Origin of the sequence: Streptomyces sp. NPDC051172, assembly GCF_040682555.1 — a bacterium.
Taxonomy (GTDB): Bacteria; Actinomycetota; Actinomycetes; order Streptomycetales; family Streptomycetaceae; genus Streptomyces.
In genome coordinates this window covers 83,956-109,781 of the sequence record NZ_JBFBBE010000008.1, presented here as the reverse complement: position 1 = coordinate 109,781, position 25,826 = coordinate 83,956, and the positions used below count along the sequence as shown (strand labels likewise).

The 25,826-nt window shown below is 71.2% G+C and carries 18 protein-coding genes; 7 read left to right on the top strand and 11 right to left on the bottom strand.

The window, feature by feature from the left end:
* The first annotated feature begins 102 nt into the window (after positions 1–102).
* From AB0N07_RS06955 to msrB, 3 genes are all read left to right on the top strand, one after another.
* A complete protein-coding gene (locus AB0N07_RS06955; RefSeq protein WP_365832851.1) occupies positions 103–576 on the top strand; it encodes an indole-3-glycerol phosphate synthase in 474 nt (157 codons plus the stop codon).
* Positions 577–755: 179 nt separating this feature from the next.
* Positions 756–2,144, top strand: a complete 1,389-nt coding sequence (gene murC, locus AB0N07_RS06950; protein ID WP_365832849.1) for a UDP-N-acetylmuramate--L-alanine ligase — start codon at positions 756–758, stop codon at positions 2,142–2,144.
* 13 nt (positions 2,145–2,157) lie between these two features.
* Positions 2,158–2,565, top strand: coding sequence for a peptide-methionine (R)-S-oxide reductase MsrB (msrB, locus tag AB0N07_RS06945; protein WP_365832847.1), 408 nt, complete (start codon positions 2,158–2,160; stop codon positions 2,563–2,565).
* Positions 2,566–2,570: 5 nt separating this feature from the next.
* On the opposite strand, the gene AB0N07_RS06940 is transcribed toward msrB, so the two are convergent.
* From AB0N07_RS06940 to AB0N07_RS06930, 3 genes are all read right to left on the bottom strand, one after another.
* On the bottom strand, positions 2,571–3,110 hold the full coding sequence (locus AB0N07_RS06940; RefSeq protein WP_365832845.1) for a hypothetical protein: 540 nt from the start codon (positions 3,108–3,110) through the stop codon (positions 2,571–2,573).
* Between the two features lie 100 nt (positions 3,111–3,210).
* Positions 3,211–4,419, bottom strand: coding sequence for a hypothetical protein (locus AB0N07_RS06935; RefSeq protein WP_365832843.1), 1,209 nt, complete (start codon positions 4,417–4,419; stop codon positions 3,211–3,213).
* A gap of 291 nt (positions 4,420–4,710) precedes the next feature.
* Positions 4,711–5,721, bottom strand: coding sequence for a lysylphosphatidylglycerol synthase transmembrane domain-containing protein (locus AB0N07_RS06930; protein ID WP_365832841.1), 1,011 nt, complete (start codon positions 5,719–5,721; stop codon positions 4,711–4,713).
* A 145-nt stretch (positions 5,722–5,866) separates the two neighbouring features.
* Between AB0N07_RS06930 and nagZ the strand changes: the two genes are divergently transcribed.
* Positions 5,867–7,357: a beta-N-acetylhexosaminidase gene (gene nagZ / locus AB0N07_RS06925; protein WP_365832839.1), complete on the top strand. Its 1,491-nt coding sequence runs from the start codon at positions 5,867–5,869 to the stop codon at positions 7,355–7,357.
* Between the two features lie 103 nt (positions 7,358–7,460).
* Here nagZ and AB0N07_RS06920 read toward each other — a convergent pair whose 3' ends face one another.
* Entirely contained in the window at positions 7,461–8,750 is a 1,290-nt protein-coding gene (locus tag AB0N07_RS06920; protein ID WP_365832837.1) for a glycosyl hydrolase, read from the bottom strand.
* An 8-nt stretch (positions 8,751–8,758) separates the two neighbouring features.
* Between AB0N07_RS06920 and AB0N07_RS06915 the strand changes: the two genes are divergently transcribed.
* Entirely contained in the window at positions 8,759–9,847 is a 1,089-nt protein-coding gene (locus AB0N07_RS06915; RefSeq protein ID WP_365832835.1) for a BadF/BadG/BcrA/BcrD ATPase family protein, read from the top strand.
* 127 nt (positions 9,848–9,974) lie between these two features.
* Positions 9,975–12,245, top strand: a complete 2,271-nt coding sequence (locus AB0N07_RS06910; RefSeq protein WP_365832833.1) for a glycoside hydrolase family 3 N-terminal domain-containing protein — start codon at positions 9,975–9,977, stop codon at positions 12,243–12,245.
* Here AB0N07_RS06910 and AB0N07_RS06905 read toward each other — a convergent pair.
* The 6 genes from AB0N07_RS06905 to AB0N07_RS06880 all read right to left on the bottom strand — a co-directional run bounded on the left by AB0N07_RS06905 (position 12,235) and on the right by AB0N07_RS06880 (position 21,575).
* A complete protein-coding gene (locus AB0N07_RS06905; protein ID WP_365832831.1) occupies positions 12,235–13,113 on the bottom strand; it encodes a carbohydrate ABC transporter permease in 879 nt (292 codons plus the stop codon). The genes AB0N07_RS06910 and AB0N07_RS06905 overlap by 11 nt on opposite strands.
* Positions 13,110–14,105 carry a sugar ABC transporter permease gene (locus AB0N07_RS06900; protein ID WP_365832984.1) on the bottom strand — a complete coding sequence of 332 codons (996 nt, stop codon included), beginning with the start codon at positions 14,103–14,105 and terminating at the stop codon, positions 13,110–13,112. Before AB0N07_RS06900 ends, AB0N07_RS06905 begins: the two co-directional genes overlap by 4 nt.
* A gap of 26 nt (positions 14,106–14,131) precedes the next feature.
* The gene (locus AB0N07_RS06895) at positions 14,132–15,508 is read right to left on the bottom strand and encodes an extracellular solute-binding protein (protein ID WP_365832829.1); all 1,377 of its coding nucleotides are present in this window, start codon (positions 15,506–15,508) and stop codon (positions 14,132–14,134) included.
* A 141-nt stretch (positions 15,509–15,649) separates the two neighbouring features.
* Positions 15,650–16,360, bottom strand: a complete 711-nt coding sequence (locus AB0N07_RS06890) for a peptidyl-prolyl cis-trans isomerase (protein WP_365832828.1) — start codon at positions 16,358–16,360, stop codon at positions 15,650–15,652.
* A complete protein-coding gene (locus AB0N07_RS06885; protein ID WP_365832826.1) occupies positions 16,357–20,580 on the bottom strand; it encodes an NEW3 domain-containing protein in 4,224 nt (1,407 codons plus the stop codon). The genes AB0N07_RS06890 and AB0N07_RS06885 overlap by 4 nt, the downstream gene beginning before the upstream one ends.
* Positions 20,581–20,690: 110 nt before the next feature.
* Positions 20,691–21,575, bottom strand: coding sequence for a MurR/RpiR family transcriptional regulator (locus AB0N07_RS06880; protein WP_365832824.1), 885 nt, complete (start codon positions 21,573–21,575; stop codon positions 20,691–20,693).
* A gap of 171 nt (positions 21,576–21,746) precedes the next feature.
* On the opposite strand from AB0N07_RS06880, the gene AB0N07_RS06875 reads away from it, so the two are divergent.
* Positions 21,747–22,511, top strand: a complete 765-nt coding sequence (locus AB0N07_RS06875; RefSeq protein ID WP_365832822.1) for an SIS domain-containing protein — start codon at positions 21,747–21,749, stop codon at positions 22,509–22,511.
* 79 nt (positions 22,512–22,590) lie between these two features.
* Here AB0N07_RS06875 and AB0N07_RS06870 read toward each other — a convergent pair whose 3' ends face one another.
* Positions 22,591–25,680 (bottom strand): beta-N-acetylglucosaminidase domain-containing protein, encoded by a 3,090-nt coding sequence (locus AB0N07_RS06870; protein ID WP_365832820.1) that lies wholly within the window; start codon positions 25,678–25,680, stop codon positions 22,591–22,593.
* Positions 25,681–25,826: the final 146 nt, after the last annotated feature.

The window sequence follows — 25,826 nt, the reverse complement described above, 5'->3', positions numbered from 1 at the left end:
ACGGCGGAACCTACCGTTCCGCTTTGCTCGGGGCGGGCACACTGAATCTCGCAGTCCCCGTGACATCACGGGGCAGGATGGTTTCCACAGAAGGGGCGCCCGGTGTTCACAAGCGTATTGATGATCGAGAAGGCCCTGACGTCCGCAGACGTGGAGTTCGTCACCAGCTTGCACGGAGACGAGGAGGTCTCCTTCCACGTGCTGCTCCAGCCCCGCGGCGACCAGGCGGACCGCCTGCTGCGGGCCATCGACGACGTCGCGCTCGGCGAACTGGACGAGGTCGCCCGCGAGCGGGACGTTCCCGAGGGGGAGGCCGCACGGCCCTTCGGGGAGCAGGCGCTGGAGGTGTCGCTGCAGGCCTTGCAGGCTGCGGGCAGCTCCGCCGAGGGGCGGCTGATCGAGGATCATCCGTTGGATGCGTTGAAGGGTCTCGTGGACGAGGTGGGGGCGGACGAGGTGATCGTGCTGACCGATCCCCACTACGTGGAGGAGTTCTTTCACCGGGACTGGGCGTCCCGGGCTCGGCACAAGGTGGGTGTGCCGGTGCTGAAGTTGTTCTCGCACAGCAAGGTGTAGTTCTTTGGCTGCGGGTCGGTGGGGGCTGGTCGCGCCCGCGCGGCGGAGCCGCACATTGATACAGCCCCGCGCCCCTGGGGTGGTGCAGTTCCCGGCGTCCAATGGTCGGGGGCGGTTGTCGTACCGAATAGGCTGGGGCGCTGAACCGCCGCCGTACCGCACGCACAGGGAGAAAACGCATGGCACCCGGCCTTCCCCCCGCCATGGAGCGACCGCATTTCATCGGCATCGGTGGGGCCGGGATGTCGGGGATCGCGAAGATTCTTGCTCAGCGTGGCGGCAAGGTGGCCGGTAGCGATGCGAAGGAGTCCGCCACCGCCGAGGCGCTGCGGGCGCTGGGTGTGACCGTGCATGTCGGGCACGCGGCGGAGCATCTCGCCGACGACGCCAGTTGTGTCGTCGTGTCGTCGGCGATCCGGAAGGACAATCCGGAGCTGGCCCGGGCCGCCGAGCTGGAGATTCCGGTGGTGCACCGGTCCGACGCCCTCGCCGCGCTGATGGACGGGCTCAGGCCGATCGCGGTCGCGGGGACGCACGGCAAGACGACCACGACGTCGATGCTGGCCGTCTCGCTGAGCGAGCTGGGCCTGAAGCCGTCGTACGCGATCGGCGGCGACCTGGACGCGCCCGGCTCCAACGCCCTGCACGGCGAGGGCGAGATCTTCGTCGCCGAGGCCGATGAATCGGACCGCAGCTTCCACAAGTACGCGCCCGAGGTCGCGATCGTCCTCAACGTCGAGCTCGACCACCACGCCAACTACGCGTCCATGGACGAGATCTACGAGTCCTTCGAGACGTTCGCCGGACGGATCGTGCCGGGCGGCACGCTGGTGATCTCCTCCGACCACGAGGGTGCGCGCGAACTGCGCCGGCGGCTCGCCGGTTCGGTGCGGACGGTGACGTACGGCGAGGCCGAGGACGCCGATGTACGGGTCCTGTCGGTCGTACCGCAGGGGCTGAAGAGCGAGGTCACGGTCCTGCTGGACGGACAGGAGCTGACCTTCGCCGTCTCCGTGCCCGGCCGTCACTACGCGCACAACGCCGTGGCCGCCCTCGCGGCGGGCGTCGCCCTGGGCGTCCCGGCTGCCGAGCTGGCCCCGGCCCTGGCCGCGTACACCGGTGTGAAGCGCCGACTGCAGCTGAAGGGCGAGGCGGCCGGGGTCCAGGTCATCGACTCCTACGCCCACCACCCGACGGAGATGACCGCCGACCTGGAGGCGATGCGCGCCGCGGCGGGCGAGGCGCGGATCCTGGTCGTCTTCCAGCCGCACCTGTTCTCGCGGACGCAGGAGCTCGGCAAGGAGATGGGGCAGTCGCTGGCCCTGGCGGACGCGTCGGTGGTCCTAGACGTCTATCCGGCCCGTGAGGACCCGATCCCGGGCGTGACGAGCGAGCTGATCATCGAGGCGGCGCAGGCCGCGGGCGCGGACGTGACACCCGTCCACGACAAGGCCGAGGTGCCCGAGGCCGTGGCGGGAATGGCGAAGGCGGGTGATCTCGTTCTCACCATGGGCGCGGGTGACGTCACCGACCTCGGACCGCGCATCCTGGACCGTCTCGCGAAGTAAGGGGCTGAGCTTCATGTCGTACGACGTCGAAAAGCCGGACGAGCAGTGGCGTGCGGAGCTGACCCCGGCCGAGTACGCCGTGTTGCGGCAGGCTGCGACCGAGCCGGCCTTCACGGGTGAGTACACCGGCACCAAGACGACGGGCGTGTATTCGTGCCGCGCATGCGGCGCCGAACTGTTCACCTCGACCACGAAGTTCGAGTCGCACTGCGGCTGGCCGTCCTTCTACGACCCGAAGGACACCGACGCGGTCGAGCTGATCGAGGACCGCTCGCACGGCATGGTGCGCACCGAGGTGCGGTGCGCGCGGTGCGGGTCGCATCTCGGGCACGTCTTCGAGGGCGAGGGGTATCCGACCCCTACCGACCAGCGGTACTGCATCAACTCCATTTCCCTGCGGCTGACCGCTGACGAGGGCTGACCGTCCTAGTCCGCCGTCCTGGCGTAGGTGTAGGGGGCGGCGACCGCGCCGCTGTGATGATCCGCTGCACGCAGCGCGGCGGTGAGGCGTTCGCGGGGTTTCAGGCCGAGGCCGGCGGTGGCGTGGAGGGCGCCGAGGGCGTACTCGTCGCCGCAGCCGACCGCGGCGTACCTGTCGGCGGACTCGCTGACCTGGTAGTCGCCGTGGATGGCGAAGAGCCGGCCGTGGACGCCCACGAGGAAGCTGCCGGCCTGTTCCTGCTCGGACTCCTTGCGCGCCCAGCCGCCGTCCTTGAGGCAGGCGCGGACCGCGTTGACGAAGGTCGTGGCCATGAAGCGGTAGAGGGCACCTTCCGGGTGCGGGGCCTCAAGTGCGTAGTGCAGCAACTGGCCCATGCGGAAGGAGGTGGTGTACCCGAGGACGTAGGGTCCGTTGGTGAACACCTTGGGGTCGCGGCAGATGGTGAGCCGGTAGTCGTCACTGCCCGCGGAGTCTCCGGCCAGATGTACTCGTTTGCGGTGAACCAGGCCGACGATGACGGTCAAGTCAGCACCCCCGTAGTGGTGTTGAGGCATGCGTGGCCGCCTCGGGGCATTTCTGCCCGCCGACTGCGCGGAGTCACCGCTTCCGTTCAGCGGTGCTGTATCAACAGCTCTGTGGCGCGTCCGACCCGGCGGGACGGTCGAGCGGGCTCGTCGGGTGGGCCCGGGCCGGTGACCTTCGGCCGTGGCGTCTGCTGCGCGGTGGGCGGTGGGGCCACAACAGGACATAGGCGGCGGAACCGGCCGCGAAGGCCAGACGGATCAGGCCCTGGGCGGAGTCCGAGGGGATGAACAGGGCGCTGCCGTACAGGGAGATGAGGGCGAGCCAGCTGACCCAGGGGACCAGCCGGCGCTGGCCGATGGAGTCCCAGATCAGGGTGCCGAGGAGGACCGAGGCGTTGTAGTACGTGTACACGCTCGGGTCCAGGACGATGCGGGCGTCGGCGGCGAGGAGCACGACGGCCGGCCAGCGGTGCCGACGGACCGCCAGGGCGCCCAGGGCCATGCCGAGAGCCATCTGTGCGGGACGGTCCCACCAGGGGGTGGCGGGGTCGTGCACGCCGAACCAGCGCAGGGCCGAGGCGGGCTGGTTCGGGATCGTGAAGCGTGCGGCGGACAGGGTGTCCAGATGCGTGAGGTAGAAGGGCAGCCAGGCGACGGCCACCAGGCCGACCGTCCAGGCGGCGGAGCGCAGCCGGGCGGGGCGCGGCAGGGCCAGCAGCAGGGGCAGGAAGCCGACCGCCCAGGGTTTGGAGTCCACGGCCAGGGCCAGGAAGACGCCCACGGCCGTCGCGTTGCCGCGCACCAGCGCCCGTACGGCGAGGGTGGTGAAGAACAGCGCCATGACGTCGTCCAGGTGCGCGAAACGCACCGATACCTCCACCCACATCGGGATGAAGGCCGCCCCGGCGATCAGCACACGCTGCTGGAGGCGTTTGTGGTTGAGTCCCGTGCCCCGGTAGTGGTCGGCGGCGGCCCGGCCGACCAGCACCAGCATGTACAGGCCCAGGCCGGACATGAACGCATCGGCGAGCTTCTCGCCGAGTTCGGCGGGGAAAGGGGCGAACAGCCCGGCGACCAGGAAGCTGACCGGTCCGATCTGCAGGTCTGGGTGGTTGGCGTAGAGGGCGAGGCCGCCGCCGGGGATCTGTTGGAAGAGCAGCTGCTGCCCCTCCACCAGATAGTGCCAGGACACGGCTTCGTGGCGTTCGGCCACGAAGAACCAGGCGACCGTCCACAGGGCCAGCAGTGCGATGTGCCAGCGAACCGGATAGCCGCCGATACGGCCGAGCCGTGCCCCGTCCCCGGGCACGGCTGTCGCCGTCCTCCACTTCCGCACTTTCCGTCCTCCCCCTCGGCCCGCGCCCGGCGTCGGGACGGCCGAGGTCGCGGGTACTGCCCCGTCATCCTGTCAGAGGGGGACTCGGCGCTGTGGGTTGCCTGTCCGGGGCCACGATCCGGGCTGCACCGCAGGGAACCGCACAGGTCCGACGCCCGCTCGCAGCTCGGCCGAAGACACGCTCGCCGCCGCTGTCACCCTGGATGTCCGACCTGTCGGACATACGAACGCACCGACGCAACGACCGAAGCCCGGCGGTGACCCTCACAACACCTTCCGCTGCACCAGCGCCGACAGCACCAGCGCCCCCGGCAGCAAGGGCAGCCAGACCGTCAGGACGCGGTAGCCGATGACGGCCGTCGCCGACAGGTCCACGGGGGCGCCGAGCGCGACCATGGCGAACACGACGGCCGCATCCACCGGGCCGATGCCGCCCGGTGCGGGCACGGCCCCGACCGCCGTACTCGCGGCCAGGAACGCGAAGGCGACCTGCACCCAGGACAGCGACAGGCCGAGCGCCGCCCCGACCGCGTGGAGAACGCTCGCCTGGAGCAGCGGTGCGGCGGCCGCCCCGCCCCACAGGGCGAGGATCCTCGCGGGCCGGGTGTGCAGCAGCCGTATGTCGGTGAGGGCGCAGCGCAGGGCGTCGAAGAGGGGGCGGCGCAGCGGCCGTACGGTCGTCACGAGCAGGGCCGTGCCGGCCAGGGCGAGGGTCACGGCCCCGGCGATCAAGAGCGAGGTCCGCTCGTCGGGCACGAGGGCGCCGGTCAGCAGCAGGTCGGGGAAGGCCAGCAGGAAGACGAGAAGCACCAGCGTCTTCGCGACCGGCCTGACCGCCGAGTACAGGGCGAGCGAGGCGGTGGCCCTGGCCACGGGTATGCCACGGCGCTGCAGGAAGCGCAGGGTGACGGCGTGGGCGCCGATGCCGGCCGGCAGTACGTGGTTCGCGGCGCCGGCGGCGAACTGTGAGGCGATCAGCAGCCCCACCGGAAGCCGCTCCGGCAGGGCGCCCTGCCGGACGCAGGCGGCGGACAGCCAGCCCAAGCAGGTGAAGAACAGCGCGACCAGCAGCCACCAGGGGTCGGCGGAACCCAGCCGGGCGGTGCCGTCGTACACGGTCCGCCAGTCGATCACCGCCCACCCGCCGATCAGGAGCAGCGGGAGCAGGACCAGGGCGCTGCGGAGGAGGCGAGGGGCGCCGAAGCGGTTCGAGGTCGGGAGGGGGATGCCGGTGGGGAGTCGGCCGGGGGCGTCGTCGAGCGGGAGCAGGGCCACGGCGGAACCGTTCCCGCCGGGTGTGACGCCGTGGTGTCCGGGAGCCGACGGGGCGCGGGCCGGTGGGCGACGGCCACCCTGTCGATGAATCATTCATCCAGTGAAGTGTTGACTTCCGGATGAATAAGCCAGAACAATCCATGAGGTGACCTCCGAGCAGCTGTCCGTGGGCCCGGCCCTGTCCTCCGTCTCCTCCGACCTGGACGAGGCGGTCCACCGCTGTCTCGTCGCCGGCTTCGAGGGCACGACGACCTTCCCCGACACCCTCAAGCGGCTCGTCGACCGCGGCCTCGGCGGCGTCATCCTGTTCACCCGGAACGTGCGCGACGCGGAACAGGTCCGTGAGCTCACCGACGCACTGCGGGCGATCCGTCCCGATCTGCTGGTGGCCATCGACAACGAGGGCGGCGGCATCGGCCACCTGGTCGCCGCCGGTGCCCCCGAGGTCCCCGGCTCCTACGCCCTCGGCGTCGCCGACGACCCGAACCTGACCGCCCGCTGCGCCGACGCGCTCGCCGGCCACCTCGCGACCCTCGGCATCACCGCCTCGTACGCCCCCGTCGCCGACCTCCAGCGCCGGGCCGACAACCCGATCGTGCGCACCCGTTCCTTCGGCGCCGACCCCGGTCTCGCCGCCCGCCATCTGCACGCCTGGATCACCGCCACCGAGGCCCGTGGCATCGCCTCCTGCGCCAAGCACTTCCCCGGCCACGGCGGCACCGAGACCGACAGCCACCACGACCTCGCGGTCGACCCGCGGCCGGCCGACGAGCTGCGCGCCGACCTGGAACCGTTCCGCGCGGCCGTCGCCGCGGGCGTGCCGATGCTGATGAGCGCGCACGTCGTCTATCCGGCGCTGGACGCCAACCGCCCCGCCACGCTCAGCCGCCGCATCCTCGGCGATCTGCTCCGTCACGACATCGGCTTCGACGGGGTGCTGGTCAGCGACGCCCTGGAGATGAAGGCCATCGCCGACCGCTACGGCGAGGCGGCCGGGGCGCGCATAGCCCTCGCCGCCGGCGCGGACCAGGTGATCGTCGCCGTACCGGACCTGGAGATCACCCTGGGCTGCCGGGACGAAGTGCTCGACGCGGTGGACTCCGGCCGGCTGTCCGAGGAGCGGGTGTGGGAGGCGGCCGGGCGGGTGCGGCGGCTCGCCCAGCGGTATGCGACCCCCGCCGGGGTGGTGGCCGCCTGGGACGCCGGGGCCGGGCTGGAGGCGGCGCGCCGCGCCGTACGCAGCCGGGCCGTGCCGCCCGCCGTGCGGGGCGCCCATGTCGTCGACCTCTTCCCGCCCCCGCACCCCGCCCTCAACTGGGGCGGCGAGGACCTCCTGACGGAGCTGCGCCCCTTCGACCCTGCGGCGAGCGGTACGGCGGTGAGTGGTGAGCCCTGCGACCAGGGCGCCATGGTCGACAGCATCCTGCGGCTGGCCGCGGGCTCGCCGCTGGTCGTGGCCACGTGCGACGCCGGGCTGCACCCCTGGCAGGCGCACTTCCGCGACGCCCTGCTGGCCCGGCGTCCGGACGCGGTACGCGTGGACACCGGGATGCCGGAGGGGGGTGACCTGTGCTCGTTCGGGCGGGGGCGGGTCAATCTGCGGGCGGTGGCGGAGGTGCTGGGCGCTTCGCTGTGAGTGCCGGGTTGGGTCGTTGGTTGTCTGCGGCGCCGTTGTGGCTGGTCGCGCCCCGCGGCGGAGCCGCATATCGACACAGCCCCGCGCCCCTCAAGGGGCGCTCTCAGCCCCGCGGTTGTACGGTCTGGGCGATTCCCCGGGCCGCCAGGCAGCCCTTGTCTTCTGCCAGTTCGGCCAGCAGCACCGCCGGGCGTTCGCCCTGCTTGCGCAGGCGCATCCATGCGTCGAAGTACGTGCCGCCCGGGCCGGAGACCGAGCGGGTCGAAGGCGTGCAGTCCAACACCAGGGCGGTGGTGCGTGGTTGCGGAGAGGCGGGCTTCGCGCGCAGATCGGCGATCGTGCCGGCGAGAGCGGTGGCGATCGGCTTGGGGTGGCCCGTGGAGTCGAACAGGCCCAGGGTGTACTCCAGTTCCGGATAGTCGGCCAGTGAGCGGTCGACGTCGTGGGAGCACCACCAGGTCACGCCCCAAAGGCCTTGGCAGTCGGCCGCGTTGAGGACGGTGGCGCGGGCGAAGTCCGGGGCTTCGGCGGCCGGGATGTGGGGTTCGGGGGCGCCCGTCTCCTGGACCCAGACGGGGCGGGCCGGATCGTCGGCGTACGCCTTCGCGAGTTCCGTGCCGTACTCGGCGAGGTGCTGCACCTCGAAGGAGGCGGGTCCGTAGCGGCGGGCGCAGTCGGCGGAGAACACCCATGGGTGGACGGTCGTCATGTCGCCCTTGCGGGCCGAGGACTCGGGCGTGAACGGGTGGTCGTCGCCGTACCAGGCGGCGTCGTACGCGGAGTGCGTCGCCAGTTGCCCGGGGCGCAGGCCCTCGCGGGCGGCCGCCAGCAGAGTGTCGAGGTAGTGGTCTACCTCGGCCGGCGTCACCGGGTTGTGCTCGACCAGGTTGTTGAGCTCGTTGCCGAGCTGGAGGCCGATGAGGTTCGGGCGGTCGGCGAGGGAGCGGGCGAGTGTGCGCAGGAGCTCCGCCTGGGCCCCGATGGCCTCCGGGTCGGTGAAGACGTTGCGGTGGTGCCAGCTGCGGGTCCACTCCGGGTAGAAGTCGAAGCTGGACAGATGGCCCTGTACGCCGTCCACCATGACGTCGAGGCCGGCCTCGGCCGCCAGGTCGACGAGCTGCGCCAGCTGGTCGACGGCGGCCGTGCGGATGAGGGTGCGGTTGGGCTGGAGCAGCGGCCAGAGGTGGAAGACCCGGATGTGGTCGAGGCCCAGACCCGCGATCTGGGCGAGGTCCTCGCGGGCGTGCTGCGGGTCGAAGTCGTGCCAGGCGTGGAACCAGCCGCGGCGGGGCGTGTAGTTGACGCCGAAGCGGAGCGTAGGGATGGGATCCTCCTCGGGTCGCCGGCCCCGCGGGGTCGGGGGCTTGTCCTCGCTGAATGTATCAACCACCATGGTCGATGATGAATAACGATTTCAACCAAGAGTCACGGGAACTGGTGGTCGGCCTCGACGCCGGCGGCACCCGTACCCGCGCGGTTCTTGCCGCCGCGGCGGACGGCCGTGTGCTCGGTGAGGGGGCCGCCGGGCCGGGCAACGCCCTCACCGTCCCGCTGCCCCGGCTCACCGACCACCTCGCCGAGGCCCTCGCCCAGGCGGTGCCGGAGTCCGCGCGGGGCCGTGTCGCGGCGGTGGCCGGCGGCTTCGCGGGCGCCACCGGGGCGGCGGAGGACGACCCCGGCCGTCTCAACGCGCTCACCGCCCTGACCGCCGCCCTCCGCCGGCTCGGCATCAGCACCGGCTCGATCGGCATCAGCAGCGACATCGAGGCGGCCTTCGCCTCGGCCCCCGGCACTCCCGCCGACGGCCTCGCCCTCGTCGCCGGCACGGGCGCGGTCGCCATGCGCATCACCGACCGCTGCTGCACGGCCACCGTCGACGGCGACGGCTGGCTCCTCGGCGACGACGGCAGCGGCTTCTGGATCGGCCGCGAGGCGGTCAGGGCCGCCCTGCGGATGGCGGACGGACGGGGTGGGCCGACGGTACTGGCGGGCGCGGTGGGCCGGGCGCTGGAACTGCCGGGCGAGGTGCTGCCGGGGGGACGGGAACCGGGGGCGCCGCCTGCCGGGCCGGGGGAGCCCCACGGTGGCCCCGGGCGTGGAGTGCTGCATGGCGGTCCTGGAACGCTGCCCGGCTCCGCCACGTGGTCGCTCGCCGATCGCGAGGCCTACCGCATGCATCTGCTTCCCGTCGTCATGGCCGAACCGCCGACCCGGCTGGCCCGGCTCGCTCCGCTGGTGGCCGAGGCGGCCCGGCAGAAGGACCCGGTGGCCGGGGCGATCCTCGACGAGGCCGCCGAGCAACTGACCGACGCCGTAAGGGCGTTGGCGCCGCAGCCTGGTGAGCGTATGGTCGCGACCGGCGGCCTCCTCGGCCCCGGCGGCCCCCTGACCGCCCTTCTCACCACCCGCCTAGAGGCCCTCGGCCTCACCCTCGACCGGGTGGCCGACGGCTGCGCAGGCTCCGTAGCCCTCGCCCGCCTGCTCCTGTGACCGACACAACCCGCGAAGCCAACCGGCCCCCGGTACCCACCCGGCACCCGCCACGCCGCGCCGGCGTCGGCCAAGCCCGACCGACACCCACGAAGCCCGACCCGCCAGCAAGGAAAGGACCGGCCGCATGCCGAAGCCGGAGTGCGCGGCCGAACGCGCCGAACACACGCAAGCAGGCCGTCCCCTCTACCGGGACCCCGACGCGCCCGTCGACGCCCGCGTCCATGACCTGCTCGCCCGTATGAGCCTCCGTGAGAAGGTCGGTCAGCTCAACCAGCGGATGTACGGCTGGGACGCCTACCGCCGCACCTCCGACGGCGGCTACGAACTCACCGACGCGCTGTACGCCGAGACCGACCGTTTCGAGGGGCTCGGTGCTCTCTACGGGCTGATGCGCGCCGATGCCTGGTCCGGTGTCGACCACGGCAGTGGGCCCGGCGCTCAGGACAGCGCGGCTCTCGCGGAGCTGGTGCAGCGGCATGTTCTCGAGCGCAGCCGGCTCGGCATACCCGCGTTGTTCGTGGAGGAGGTGCCGCACGGCCACATGGCCCTGGACGGCACGGTCCTCCCCGTCAACCTGGCGGTCGGCGCCACCTGGGACCCCGGGCTGTACGAGCGTGCCGCCGCGCACGCCGCCGCCGAACTCCGAGCCCGTGGCGGTCACTTGGCGCTGGTCTCGGCGCTCGACATCGTCCGCGACCCCCGCTGGGGCCGCACCGAGGAGTGCTTCGGCGAGGACCCCTGCCTCGCCGCCCGGATGGCGGAGGCACTGGTGCGGGGCATGCAGGGGGAGCACGCCGAGTTCTTCGCCGACGACAAGGCACCCGTCGTGCTCAAGCACTTCGCCGGGCAGGGCGCCACCGTCGGCGGCCGCAACTCCGCCGAGTCGGAGCTCGGCTGGAGGGAGCTGGACGAGATCCACCTCCTCGCCGCCCGCGCAGGCGTCCGCGCCGGGGCCGCCGCCGTCATGGCCGCGTACAACGAGGTCGACGGGATGCCCTGCTCCGGCAATCGCGCCCTGCTCACCGGGCTTCTGCGGGAGAGCTGGGGCTTCTCCGGGCTGGTCATGGCCGACGGGCTGGCCGTGGACCGGCTGGCCCGCATCACCGGCGACAAGGTCTCCGCCGGGGCTCTCGCCCTCGACGCCGGGGTCGACCTGAGCCTGTGGGACGAGGGCTTCACGCATCTGGAGGAGGCCGTGGAGAGGGAGCTCGTCGAGGAGTCCGTCCTCGACGCCGCCGTCGCCCGCGTCCTGCGCCTCAAGTTCCGCCTCGGGCTCTTCGAACGGCCCTGTGACAGCGGTGAGTTGCCGTCCTCCGAGCAGGGCCGCACCCTGAGCACCGCTCTCGCGCGTGCCTCGGTCACGCTCCTTCACAACAGCGGCGGCGCCCTCCCGATACCGGCGACCGTCTCCCGTATCGCCGTCCTGGGACCCCAGTCCGCCACCTCCGCCCACCAGTCGGGCGACTACACCGCCCCGCAGCGCACCGGCAGCAGCGTCCTCGACGGGCTCCGCAAGCTCGCCCCGCCCGGCACCGACATCCGGTACGCCCGCGGCTGCGCCCTCACCGGCGGCGACCTCTCCGGCATCCCCGAGGCGGTCGCCGCGGCCGCCGCCTCCGACATCGCCGTGCTGGTGCTGGGCGGCAGCAGCGCCCGCAGCCGGGAGACGGACTTCGCGGCCAACGGGGCCGCGCTCACGGCCGTTTCGGAGACGACCTGCGGAGAGGGTGTGGATCTCGCCGGACTGCGGCTGGGCAGGGCCCAGTACGTCCTCCTGGACGCCGTCGTGGCGACGGGTACGCCGACCGTCGTCGTCCTGGTCCAGGGCCGCCCGCACCTCGTGCCCGAGACCGCGGCCGCCCTGCTCACCGCCTGGTATCCGGGTCCCTGGGGCGGCGACGCGATCGCCGAGGTACTGCTCGGACTCGCGGCACCCGCCGGCCGGCTCCCGGTCTCGATGCCCCGCTCGGCGGCCCAGCTCCCCGTCCACTACAACCACAAGGACACCGAGTACGGCGGCTACGTGGACGAGAGCGCCGAGCCGCTGCACTCCTTCGGGCACGGGCTGTCGTACACGAGCTTCGCGTACGGCCCGCCGCGCACGGACGGGCACACCGTCACGGTGGACGTCACCAACACCGGTGCGCGGCAGGGCCGTACCGTCGTGCAGGTCTATCTGCGGCGGCTGATCACGTCCACATGGCCGCGCACCCTCGAACTGTTCGCGTTCGAGGGTGCCGACCTGGTGCCCGGCGAGTGCCGTTCGGTCACCTTGCCGCTCGACAGGGACCGACTCGCCGGGACCAGGACCGTGGAGATCCGGGTCGCCGAGTCCGCGCGGGCCGCGCTCACCGCCGTACCCGCCGTGCTGGACCTGCCGGCCGTCAGAGCTTGACGGCTCCCGCCGAGACGCCCCGGTAGAACCAGCGCTGGGTGATCACGAACAGCACCAGCACCGGGATGACGGAGATCACCGAACCGGCCATGACCACCCGCTGGTCATAGCCGAACGACGAGCTCTGCAGCCGGGACAGGCCCAGCGTCAGCGTCATGTGGCTCTCCGAGCGGAGCACGATCAGCGGCCACAGGAAGTCGTCCCAGGCGCTGATGAAGGTGTTGACGGTGACCACCATGATCGCGCCCCACGCGGAGGGCAGATACAGGTACCTGAACCGCTGCCACTCGTTCGCGCCGTCGAGCATCGCCGAGTCCTCGATCTCGCGCGGGACGGCCAGGAACGCGCCCCGCATCAGCAGCACGTTGATGGCGCCGACGAACCCGGGCAGCCACACGCCCGCCAGGTTGTCGACCAGACCCAGGTCGCGGATGCTCAGGAACAGCGACACCATGATCGACTCGAAGGGGAACATCATGGAGGCGACCAGCACCACCCAGACCGCCTTGCGGCCCTTCCAGCCGGGCTTGGAGAGCATGTAGCCGGCCGTGGTGGAGAAGACGAGCTGGCTGACGATCGACAGGACGACCACGATCAGGCTGTTGCGGATGTACGTCGCCACCGGCACCTGGGAGAAGACCTCACGGTAGGCCCGCAGGGTCGGGTGGTGCGGCAGCAGCGAGGCGTCCGCGCCGAAGACGTCCTCGCCGACGCCCTTCAGCGACGCGAGGAACTGCCAGACCAGCGGGCCCACCGTGATGCCCAGCACGAGGAGCAACAGCAGGTAGCGGACGGCCAGTTCGCCGGGGCGGCCGTACTCCCGCCAGCGCGGCATCAGCCGCCGGGGCTTCTCGACGGCGGTCGTCATGCCTCGTCCTCCTTCGTCAGGCGCTGCGCCAGCAGGGTCAGACCGAGGGTGAGTACGAACAGGGCGACGCTGACCGCGGAGCCGTAGCCGGCGTTGCCGGTGATCGGGTCGAGGCCGACGTCGCGGATGTAGAACGGGAGGGTGCGGTCGGCGCCGCCGGGGCCGCCGGTGGAGCTGCCCAGCATGAAGATCTCGGTGAACACCCTGAGGCAGCCGATGCCGGTGAGCGTGCCGACCAGCATCATCGCCTGGCGCACGCCCGGCACGGTGATGTGCCGGAAGCGGCGGACCGCGCCGGCGCCGTCCATCTGCGCCGCCTCGTGCAGCTCCTTCGGGACGTTCCCGAGCGCGGCCAGGTAGAAGATCATGTACCAGCCGAGTCCCTTCCACAGCGTCAGGCCCATCGCGGAGAAGAGGATGAGCCAGGAGTCGGACAGGAACGGAACGGCGGACTTGATCAGGTGGGCCTTCTGCAGCCAGGTGTTGACCAGCCCGTCGTCGGCCAGCAGCCACTGCCAGCTCAGGCCCACGACCACGCTGGAGGCGAGGACCGGCGTGTAGAAGGCCGAACGGAAGAACCCGATGCCGGGCAGGTTCTTCTCCACCAGGACGGCCAGCATCAGCGGCAGCAGCACCATGAGCGGGACGACGACGACCGCGTACAGGATGCTGTTGCGGGTCGCCAGCCAGAAGTCCGAGTCGCCCAGCATCCGGGTGTAGTTGTCCAGCCCGACGAAGCTCGCGGCGCCGCCGAGCGGCTTGGCGTTCGTGAACGAGAGGATGACGGTGTTGAGGAACGGGAACACCCCGAACACCACCGCGCACACGATCGCGGGCGCGGTCCACAGCCAGGGCAGCCACCAACGGCGGTACAGCGCCGCGCCGTTGGCGCCCGGCACGGGGCCGGGCAGCACGGCCCGGCCGATGCGGCGGATACGGGACGGGGCCGTGCCCGGCACGGCGGCAGTACGCCCCGTACCAGGCACGGTCACCGGCTCAGCGGTCTCGGTCGCCACGCTCAGCCCGCCTGCTTCAGCAGGTCGTTGGCCTTCGCCTGGGCGTCCTTGACGGCCTGCGCGGGGCTCTTCTTGCCCTGCATGGCCAGCTGCACCTGTCCCACGATCGCGTTCTGCACGGCCGGGGAGAGGTTGGTCTGGTTGGTGTCGGCCGTCTTGAGCTGGTCGGCGACGAGCTTGCGGGCCTGGGAGAACGGGTCGCTCCCGGTGACGTTCTGGAAGAACGGGTCGTTCAGCGAGTCCGTGGTCGTCGGGAAGATCACCACGTTCGGGTCCTTGCACCAGGCCGTCTGGTTCTCGGCGTTGGTCAGGTACTCGGCGAAGGCGAGCGCCACCGGCGCGTGCTTGCTGGTCGCGGCGACCGAGATGTACTGCGGGGCGCCGGCGGAGGCGCGGCCGAGCGCGTCGTAGGGCTGCTGGCCGACGGCTGTCCTTGCGTAGATCGACGGGCTGTTCTGCTTCACGAAGCGCACGAAACTCGGGTTCGTCGAGCCGTAGGCGACCTTGCCCTGGCTGTACAGCGTGGACGGGTCGTTGCTGGAGGACAGCGAGTCCTTCGGCATCGCGCCCTCCTTGTACAGCTTCGCCATCCAGGCCACCCACTGGGTGGTCCTCGGATCATTGGCGAAGACGGCGGACTTGCCGTCCGCGGACAGCGTCCTGATGTTCATCTGGTCGAAGTCCGCAGGTATCCGCCAGATCGGGTTGGCCATCGTCGCGTAGAACTTGCCCCTGCCCGCCTTGGCGACCTTCTCGTAGTCGGCGAACAGGCCGAAGAGCGTCGTCGGCGGCTTCGCGGGGTCGATGCCCGCCTTGTTCAGCAGGTCCTTGTTGTACGTCAGCAGGACGCCGCCGGTGTACCAGGGGAGCGTGGTGTGGATCGCCGAGCCGGAGGCGTCCTTGAAGGTGGCGGACTTCCAGAACGACGGCACGAAGGGCTTCGCGACCTGCGGGTCCTTCACGCTCAGGTCGAGCAGGTAGCCCGCCTTGGTGAGGGCGGTCGCGGTCGGGGCGTTGACGTTGATGACGTCCGGCAACGTACAGGCCTGGGCGTCGGCGACGGTCCGCTGGGTGAAGGTGTTGTCGCCCGGGTCGTCGATCCACTTGACCTCGGCGCCGGGGTGGGCCTTCTCGAAGGAGGCGATCACTCCGTTGAAGAAGGCCCCGAAGTCCTTCTTCAGGTTCGTCGTCTGGAAGGTGATCTGTCCCTTGACGTCACCTGTCAGCTTGCCCGAGCCGACGTTGCCCTTGTCGACCTTGCAGCCCCCGGCGGTGCCGTCCCCGCTGCCGGATCCGCCGCCGGACAGGCCGCAGCCGGCCGCCGTCAGCGTCAGGGCGATGATTCCCGCCACGGATGCGGTGAGTCTTCCAGCGCGCATGTCCACCCTCCTGGGACCAGCCGAGAGACTGGTTCAATCAACCAACTTCGACTCCGATTGATGAAAAGGTGGACCAGAATTCATCGGAGGTCAATGGCTTCCGTGTTGCGTTTCGGTTCCGCCCGCGGTTCCGTCGACGACTCAGTGGCGGTGCTCGTGGTCCGGGTGAGCGGGGTCGCCGGGGTGCTCGTGGCCCGCGGCGTACACCACGTCGGCCCGTGCCCGGTCGAACCAGGCGAAGAAGGCGCGGCGGCCCGCCGCGCGTCGCAACTCGCCCGCGACGGCCTGCCGGGCCTGCTCGAACGGCAGGAAGTCCGTGGGTGCCGCCTTCCGTCCGAACGGGTCGACTCCGCGCCGTAGCGCGTCCGGGGTGAGGAAGCGGTCCCGGTTGCGGTCGTAGTAGTCCTGTACGGCTTCCTCGGGGACGTGCTGTTCGGCTTCCAGTTCGGCGAGGAGGGCGCGGGCGGCGGGGGAGTGGGCGAGGGCCGCTGCGACGATGCTGCCGAGGTCTGCGACGTCCTTTTCGGCCACGGCCAGTAGGCGGGTTGGCGATACCTCCGGCACCGGGGGGAGGCCCCGTTCTGCGACGGCCCTGCGGGCCAGTTCGTCTGCGACGACGACTTGCGTGGCCCAGCGTCTGCGTTGGCGCTCCGCGCGGGCCGGGGCGGATAGTGCCTCGTTATGTCGGTGGCCGTCTGCTGCGTCGTCGTGGCTTGTCGCGCCCCGCGGCGGAGCCGCTGATGAATACAGCCCCGCGTCCCTAATGGGGCGCTCTGGCACCGTCTCCAGGAGAGCGTCCACGCGGCTTTTGGGGACCGGTTCGCCGTGTACTACTGCTGCGTGGTCTGTCATGGCGTCATCTCCAGCTCTACGGCCTTCGTGTAGGCCACCCGCCCGTGCCAGGCGGTCTTTGCCAGCAGCCAGTACGAGCCCGGGGGGATCGTGGTGCCGTCTACATCGATGGCGCAGTCCAGTTGCTCGCCCGCCGCGATCGTGAAGCCCTGGCAGCCAGGGGTGACCCCGGGCCAGGTGCCCCAGGAGGACACGGCCCACAGGGTGCCGTTGATGGGGCCGTGGGTGGTGTTGTGCAGGGTCACCGGGACGCGGACGCGTTCGCCGCTCCCGACCGTGATCCGGTCAACACCCAGGTCCGTCAGGAGAGTTGGCCCGGCAGGCCCGCCCGGTACGTCGAGGGCCGCGACGTCCTCGTATGTCTGCCCCTCGTACGACAGCCGTGCCGCCAGCCAGTGCCGGCCGGGTGTTGCGTCCGGCGGCGGCGTCACCGTGACCTCGGTGAGGGTGAAGCCGCCGGGGCTCAGGGCGTACGGCAGTGCGGCGGGCTCGGTGGACCAGCCGGGAGGTGCCTCGATGGTCACCGTGCCCGAGACGGGGGCGTCGGTGAGTTCCGAGGAGATGCGGACGGTCGCGTTGAAGGGGCCGCCGGAGGCGGTGAGCGTAGTCGGTGAGATGTACACCGCGACCGGCATGTTGCCGCGGGGCGCGGGGCCCGAGTTGTGGAGCCAGTAACGGGTGTGGACCGGTTTCGCGGGCTCGTGGGCGGCGACTCCGGGGCCGTACACGCTCCGGGAGCCCCCGACGGGCGTGGCCAGGACCGTCGCGATCTCGAACCCGGTCAGGCCGGTGGAGAGGGCTCCCTGTTCGTCCGGTGCCAGTTGCTCTCCGGGTGTTTCCAGTACGTCGGTGCGGGCGCCCCGCGTCCAGGGACTCGGGCCGTGCACCCGCGCCCGTACCGGACGGCCGTTGACCTCGTGCATCCGCACGACGACCCCGCGTTCCGGGTCCGCCGGTGCCACGCTCCCGCGGGCGAGCGGCGAACCGGCCGGCTTGAGGGCGTCCAGCAGGACCTCGCCCGCCGGTTCCAGGCGCAGCAGGCTCAACTCCCTCGGGAGAGACGCATCTTCCGATGTGCGTCGCACTCGGGCGCTCAGCGGGTGGTTGAACTCATGCCCGATGCGGGGAAGCTGCTGCTCCCGCCAGTCGCCCTCGCCGCCCACCACCGCGTACTCGAAGGTGTGGGACCAGCGTTGGAGCTGGAAGCCCGAGCCGTCGGGAGCCGTGCGGCGGGGTGGGTCGACCCAGATACCGGAGGGCCAGCCCGTGCAGGAGCGCATCAGTGACATGTAGAGGTCGCCCGAGGAGGTGACGACACAGCCCGGTGTGCCCCGGTTGAGGACGGCGAAGCCACGCCCGTCCCAGGCATCACCCGGTGGCAGGGCCTCGCCGCCGCCGGCTGCCGTCGCCGTGACGGTCGCGTCGTCCAGGTCGGCGATCAGGGCGTCGACCGCCTTCGCGTCGCCCTCGGCGTCGGCGCCCGCCACCACCAGCAGCGGCAGTCGTTCGAGGTCGCGCAGGTCGGCCCCGGGCACCCACTCCTCGCGCAGTGAGGCGCGCGGCGCGACCCAGACGGCGGCCACACCGCCCTCGGCGAGCTGCCGCTGCAGTTCGCGCCCGGCGGCCGGGTCCCAGCCCAACGCCTCGGCGACGAGGGAATTGCGGTCCGGGCCGCCGACGGCGATCCGGATGTCGGGCAGGTTGGAGTCGACCTCCAGGTCGCCGTAGCGCGGACCGTCGGCGATCGTCGAGGTCGCCGTGACCCCGGCGCGCACCAGGGCGGCCGCGAGCGCCGTCCCCAGCTCACCCGCAGCGTCCCAGGAGGCGTACACCAGCTCGGCGACCCCGATCGACCGCCGGCCGAGCAACGCGCCCGTGTCGTCGCGCAGTTCGACCCGCGCCGTCGACCCGAGCCCGAACCAGGTGTGGGCCGGGTTGTCCAGCGTCCACGGGAACTGCTCGCTGTCCACGTCCACGAACCCGAACCCGCGCCCGATCACCGCGTCCGCCACCTCGTGCACCGGCAGCCCGCCCTGTACGTCGGAGGGCCAGCGCACGCGGATGAGCCGGTCGGCGCCGTCGTAGCCGTCGATGGTCGTCGTCACGCCGAGGCGCGGAACGCCGGTCCACAGCGTCAGGCGCTGTGTGTACCGGAACAGACCGAGGTCGGCGCGGACGGTGATGCGTGCGCCGGCGGGGGAGTGCTCGACCTCGGCCTGTGCCGCCACGTCACGGCTGCGGGCGGCGGTGGTGCCCGTCGGCGTGAGGTGCCAGGGTCCCTCGCCGAAGCGCGGGTGCCTGGGGTACTCCTCCTGGACGACGAGCTCGTTGCCGATGTCCCCGGCGCGCAGCAGCTCCCGGCCGCCCGCGGCGAGCGCGCGCAGGCTGCTGACGCCGCCGCCGCGCGCCGGGTCGACCGTGACCTCGTAGAACTCGTTGCGGATGGTGGTGCCCTCGCCGGGCGCCCACTCGGGGACGGTGCCTTCGGTGAGGGGCAGGGCCTTGAGTCCCATGCCCGGCAACTCCGGTACGACGACGTGGAGTTGCCCGCTCTCGCGGACCGCGGGGAGGCCCACGGGGACGAGCCCCGGGTCGTCGACCGTGAGGACGTCTTGCCGCTGCCAGGTCGCGGAGTTGAAGACGACCAGGTCGGCGCCCTCGCCCGGGGTCACCCGGTCGGCCAGTGCCTGTGTGGCGTCGGCGTGCACGGTCTCGGCAAGGTCGGCCAGCTCGCGCCAGCCGGTCATCAGGTCGATGTAGACCTGGTCGGACTCGGAACCCGTGATGGCGTCGTGGTGGGCGCCGTAGATCAGCTGCCGCCAGGCCTTGTCGAGCGCCGCGTCCGGGTACGGATGCCCGGCGACCAGCGAGGCGAGCGTCGCCCAGGCCTCCGCGTCGGCGAGCAGCGTCTCGCCGTACCGCTGGGCCTGCTTGGTGTCGATGTAGGAGACGTCCTTGCCGGTGTAGACCGGGTTCATGTCCCGCGTCTGCGGGGACGCCTTGCGGCCCTCCGCGTCGAGCTCGGCGCGCACGGCGGCGAAGAAGTCGCGCGGTGTGCCGCTGACGAAGCGCGGCCAGACGTAACGGGCGTTCCAGTCCCGGTGGATGTCCATCACCCAGCGGCACGGCGGCGCGTAGTCACCGCCGACCGGGAGCAGGACGTTGCGGGTGAGGGCGACCGACCTCAGGCCCCGGAACAGCTTGAGGGCGGCCGCCTCCGCCGCCGGCAGGGTGGACGCGTTGTCGATCGCCCAGCCGGCGCCGTAGTGGTTGACCATGTAGGCCGTCAGCAGCCCGCGCCCGGACGGGGCGATCCAGCTGAACTCGGCCGGGAACTGCATCCGCCCGGGGTCGCGCGGCTCCTCGCCGAAGACGGAGAGAGCGGGCCCCCACTGGTGGAACGGCCCGCGCGCCCACGAACTGGAGCTGATACCCGCGTCCGCCATCAGCCCCGGGAACTGCGGATCGTGCCCGAACGCATCCAGCTGCCAGGCCGTCTCCGGCGACGAGCCCATGATCCCCCGCTGGAACCCGTCGCCGTACAGAGCGTTGCGTACGGTGGCCTCGGCGCCCGTGAGGTTGGTGTTGGGCTCGTTGTAGGTGCCGCCCATGATCTCGACCCGGCCGGTGCGGATCAGCTCGCGCAGGAAGGCGCGCTCCTCCGGGAAGGAGTCCCAGTACGGCTTGAGGTAGTCGACCTCGGCGAGCACGAAGGTGTACGCCGGGTCGCGACGGGCCAGGTCGCAGTGGGCGCGGACCAGGCTCATCCCGGACTGGCCGCGCGAGTCGAAGGTCCGGGCGGGCAGTCCGGTGGCGGCGGGGTCGTCGGCGACGTCCCAGGTCTCGGTGTAGGCGGCCTGGGTGTTCCACCACACGGGGTCGTAGTGGAAGTGGCTGACCATGAACATCGTCCAGCCGGGCTCGGCAGCCGTGAAGGGGACCGTGAGCGCACCGGTCCGCGCGGGGTCGCCGGCATCCTCGGCGGTGACCGTGACATGGGTGCCCGCGCCGGGTGCGAGGTCGGTCGTCACGGGTATCTCGGCACGGACCGTGCCGTCGTCGCCCGTGGTCGCGACCGTCGTCCCGGAGACACCGGGGCCGACGACGGAGATCCGGACCGTGCGGCCCGGGGCGTGGCTCAGCTCGACGGCCATCACCTGGTGCGGATGCTCGGTCGTCCCGACGAAGAGCTCGGTCGACTCGGCAGCGGTGACGCGCATGGGTCTCCTACGAGGATGCTCGGGGGAGTCCCATCCTGGCACCGCCGGGATGATTCAAACAACCACCTTCACGCATTCTCGGTGGTTCATCCATGCAGTCGTGTCCGGTTTCACCTCGTGCGGCGCGACTTCACCGCATGCTGCGGGGCGATGTGGTCGGTGAGGGCGAGCGAGGCGCTGGCCCGCTGGTAGGAGAGCTGGCCGACCCGGACGTACAGGCAGTCGACGATCATCAGGACCGAGTGGCGGCCGCCGATGCTGCCCGTGCGGAAGCTGGTCTCCGAGGTGGCCGAGATGAGCCGGATGTCGGCGGCCCGGGCGAGCGGTGAGCGCGGGTCGGTGGTGATCGCGACGGTGGTGGCGCCGCGCTCCTTGGCCATCTCGAACGGTTCGAGGGTCTCGCGGGTCGCGCCGGAGTGGGAGATCCCGATGGCCACGTCGGCCGGCGTGAGCAGGGCCGCGGAGGTGGCCGCGCCGTGCACCTCGGTCCAGCCGCGGACCGCGCAGCCGATGCGGAACAGCCGGGTCTCGGTCTCCTGAGCCACCGTGCCGCTGCCGCCGACGCCGTACACATCGATCCGCCGGGCCTTGGCCAGCGCCTGGGCCGCGCGCTCGACCGCGTCGAGGTCGATCCGGTCGATGGTCTGCTGGATCGCCCGCAGGTCGGCGCCGCCGACGACCTGGACGACCCGCTCCAGGCTGTCGTCCGGCGAGATGTCGGGGCCGATCTCGGCGGAGCCCCAGTCGGAGACCTCGCCGCGACCGCGCTCCTGCGCCAGTTCGATCAGCAGATGCTGGTAGGAGTCGAGCCCGATGGCGCGGCAGAAGCGGGTCACCGTCGCCTGTGAGGTGCCGGTGCGGCGGCCCAGTTCGGCGGCCGAACAGTGGGTCACGGCGGCCGGGTCCTCCAGGATCAGCTCGCCGACCTTGCGGAGGGATCCGGCCAGCCGGGGAAGCTCGGTGCGGATCAGTGTGGTGACGTCCGTCGAGGGCATGGGGAGAAGGTACCAGCCACCCATAGGGGGATGGATTGAATACCAGGACCACGAAGGCGAGCCATGTTCACGCATTGGCCCGCTGCATTGCTCGCTGTATGGCCCATGTGATTTATTGATTCATCCATGAAGTCCGGTGGGGTGGTTCAATCCACCAGTGGGGAGTGTCGTGTGTCCGTCGAGTCTGTGAGCGCCGAGGGTTTCGCACGGGAGAGCCTGGCCGTCCTGGCGAGCCTCACCGAGTCCGCACGCGAGGAGGTGGCGGGCGCCGCCGGACTGATCGCCGACTGCGTCCGCTCGGACGGCGTGATCCAGGCCTTCGGTACCGGCCACTCCCAGGCCATGGTCCTCGAACTCGCGGGCCGGGCAGGCGGGTTGGTGCCGACGAATCGGCTGAGCATCGCCGATCTGGTTCTCTACGGCGGCGACGACCCGAGCGTTCTCGACGATCCGCTCCTGGAGCGCAGCGAAGGGGTGGCCGAGCGGCTCTACCGCCTCGCCGGGCCGAGCCCCCAGGACCTCTTCGTGATCATCTCCAACTCCGGTGTCAACAATGTGATCGTCGAGATGGCGCTGGCCGCCAAGGAGCGGGGGCACCGGGTGCTGGCCATCACCTCCCTCACTCACACCAGGGCCGTGCCCGCCGGGCATCAGAGTGGGAAGAAGCTGGCCGATCTGGCTGATGTCGTGCTCGACAACCGGGCGCCGCGGGGGGATGCGTTGTTGGAGCTTCCGGGGGGTGGGGCGGTCTGTGCGCTGTCCACCCTCACCGGGGTGATGTTGGTGCAGATGGCGGTGGCCGAGGCCGCCAGGCTCCTCCTGGACTCGGGTGACCGTCCGCCGGTCTATGTGTCGGCGAACGTTCCCGGTGGGTTTGAGGGCAATCTGGAGTTGGAGAAGCGGTACGCCGGGAGGATTCGGCGTACCGCCAGTTAGGTCCCAGTGCGTCTGCGGGTCGGTGGGGGCTGGTCGCGCCCACGCGGCGGAGCCGCAAATCGACACAGCCCCGCGCCCCTTAAGGCGTCACTGTTACCGCCAGTGGATAGGCGCCGGTGGTGAAGGGGGCCCCTGCCTTCCCCGACGCTGTGTCGATCGGTACCAAGGCGTTTTCGTCGGCTGTCGTGACGTACGCCGTGGTTCCATTCCAGTTCAGGGCGACGTCGAAGGCCGACTTGCCGACCGGGATCTGTTTGCCGGGAGCTCCTGTGATCGTGTCCACGGGGGTCACGGAGTCGCCGTTGCTGGGACTGACCCAGAGGGTTCGGCCGTCGGGGGAGAGGGCCAGACCGTATGCCTGGCCTGTGACCAGCAGCGTCGGCTCGGTGTCGTTCGTCGCCGTGTTGATCGGAGTGACCGTCGATCCGCCGGAGCCGGAGACGTAGACCGTCCTGCCGTCGGGGGCGGCGACCACGTTGAAGGGGCTCGGGCCGACCGGGACGGCGGTCTCGGCCTTGCCGGTGCCGAGGTCGACGGGCGAGACCGTGTTGTCGTGGATGTTGGCGACGTACAGGGTCCTGCCGTCGGGTGTGATCGCCATGTTCTCCGGTCCGGAACCGACCGGGACGGGTGTGCCCGCTGTCAGTGTGGTCGTGTCCACGGGCTGGACCGTGCCGTCCGTGTAGTCGGCGACCCAGAGCTTACGGCCGTCAGGGGTGAGGGCCAGGCCCGCCGGGACCCGGCCCACGGCGACCGTCGCGGTGACCTTGCCGGCGGCCACGTCGATCACGCTGACCGTGTTCGAGCCCTGGTTGGCGGCGTAGGCGGTGCGGCCGTCGGCGCTCACGACCACCTCACCGGGGTTGGCGCCCACCGCGATGTCAGTGCTCTTCCCGGAGGAGAGGTCGATCGAACTCACCGAAGCACCGCTGAAGTCGGCGGTCAGTGCCCTGGGTGTCCCCGTTCCGTCGGTGACCCGGACCGGGAGTGCGCGGCTGAGGATTCCGGTGCCGGACGCCACGAGGGAGCGGACTGCCCGGGCTGTTCCGGCGGTGACGGTGACCGTCGCCGAGGCGCTGCCACCGGCCGGGACGGTGACACTGCCCTCGGTGGGCGAGGCGGTGACGCCTTCGGGCACGGCGAGTTTCCAGGAGACCGTGCGGGAGGCGGTGGAGCGCCTGTCGGAGAGGTGGAGCGTGACCGTCTCGGTCGCGCCCGGCTCGAGGCTCAGCGAACCCGGGGCGAAGGACGCGTCGACACCGGGGTCGGGCGCCGTGTCCAGCATCGTCGTATAGAGGAACTGGTCCATCACGCCCGGCGAGACCTGCTGGGGGATCGCGTCGAGTTCCTTGCGCTCGGTCCTCAGCCGGTTCCAGTACGTGGTGACGGCTTCGGTGTCGCCCTTCTTGTCGGCCAGCAGCAGGGCCACGGCGGTCCGGCCCGCGCTGCCGTAGCGGCCGAGCTTGTCCAGCCAGGCCGAAGTCTCGTCCAGGAAGGCCGGGTTGGCGAGGTGGGTGCGCAACTCGGCGGGTGTGGCTGCCATGTCGGTGAAGTACGACGTCAGTGCGGCGGCAGCCCGGTCGAGGCCGTTGCCGTCGGCGTAGGCCTTGCGGAAGGCCGCGATGAGCTTGGTGAGCATGGGTGATTCGGTCGCGTCCAGCTGGGAGGAGTAGTTGTTCTCGGCGAAGACGCGCAACCATTTCGCGGCCGATGGCCCGGCGAGGTCGCGGACGGAGGCGAGGAAGGCCGCGCGGGGGTCGTAGGCGGCCGGGTTCCAGAGGTACGCGGCGGAGGTGAACAGGGCCAGACGGCCGGCCTCGCCCTGGATCATCGGGTTGGCGGTCACGCCGACCGCCTCGCTCGCGACACCGGGTTCGCGGCCGGTGTAGGGGCCGAGGAGGAGACGGCTGGTGACGTAGTCGTTCACCGGATAGTTGTCCCAGACCAGGATCGGGTGACCGTAGACCGTGCGGGCCTGCTTCAGCTGCTCGGTGGTGATGCTCGGCGCGATCACGCCGACGCCGGTCCACTCCACGACGACGGACGGGTCCAGTTTCTCGCGCAGCGCCTTCTTGTACGGGGAGTCGGCGAGGTCGGAGTACTCGGTGGGGACCATTTCCAGGGGCTGCAGACCGGTGTGGTGCGCGGAGAAGTCCTGCCACACCTGGTTGAGCAGGTACGCCTGGGCCGCGCCTGCCGCGCCCCCTCCCGTGCCGAACTCCTTCTCGTCGGCGTCGCAGTTCCACTTGGTGTAGCTGATGTCGTCCAGCGGGATCGCGAACGACCGCACGCCGATGCCGTACAGCGACTCGAACTTGCGGGTGAGGGCGGCCATGTCAGACGCGGAGGAGTAGCAGACCGACAGGCCGGGGGAGAGGGCGTAGGTGAAGCGGACGTGGTTGGCGTCGGCGCGGTCGACCAGTTCCTTGAGCCCGGCCAGCTCGGCGGCCGGGTACTCGTCGCGCCATCGGGCCCGCAGATAGGCGTCGTCCTTGGGGGAGTAGACGTAGACGTTCTGTTTTGTGCGGCCGTAGAAATCGAGCTGGTTGAGGCGTTCGGTGTGTGTCCAGGGGGTGCCGTAGAAGCCTTCGACGACTCCGCGCAGGGCGGCGGTGGGCCAGTCGCGGACGGTGACCGGAGGCAACTCGCCCTTGGCGGTCACCAGTTGGCGCAGGGTCTGGGCCGCATAGAACGTGCCCGTGGTGTCGACGCCGGAGAGGGCGAGAAGGGCGCGGCCCCACGCGCGGCCGGCTGCGAGGGCGTAACCGCCGGAGGGAAGACCGGTGGCGGACTTGGCGTGCAGGCGTTTCAGGATGCCTGCAGTGTCCGGGTTTTCCGTGGGGCCGCCGAGATAGACGGTGAGACCGGCCTTCGGAGGTCTGCCGTCGGCCCGCACGGTGGTGATGCGCGTGGCGCCGGCGCCGCGGAGGACGGAGTCGACGAGACGGCGGGCCGAGGGGTCGGTGCCGGGACCGACGACCTCGACCACCCGCGCGGGGACGGTGAGTTGGCCCGGCGCCGTCCTCTGGATCTGCTGGGGCGTCGGCCATACCTGCGGTGGTCGTGCGGTCGGGGCGGCCGTCGCCGAGGTCGCCGCGGGGGCGGTCAGGGCGGCGGTCAGCAGGAGCGTGGCGGCGGTGAAGCGCCATGGACGTCTGGCTGGGAACATGGATTCTCCTGAGCCAAGGGTGAATGCATCCACCGCATGATGCTAGAGATGCTGAATGCATCATTCAATGGAGCGCGTGTGGAGCGGTTGATGCCTGATGTTGTGGTGTGGGTCACAGCGGGGCTAGGGTGAAAGCGCTTGGAGGA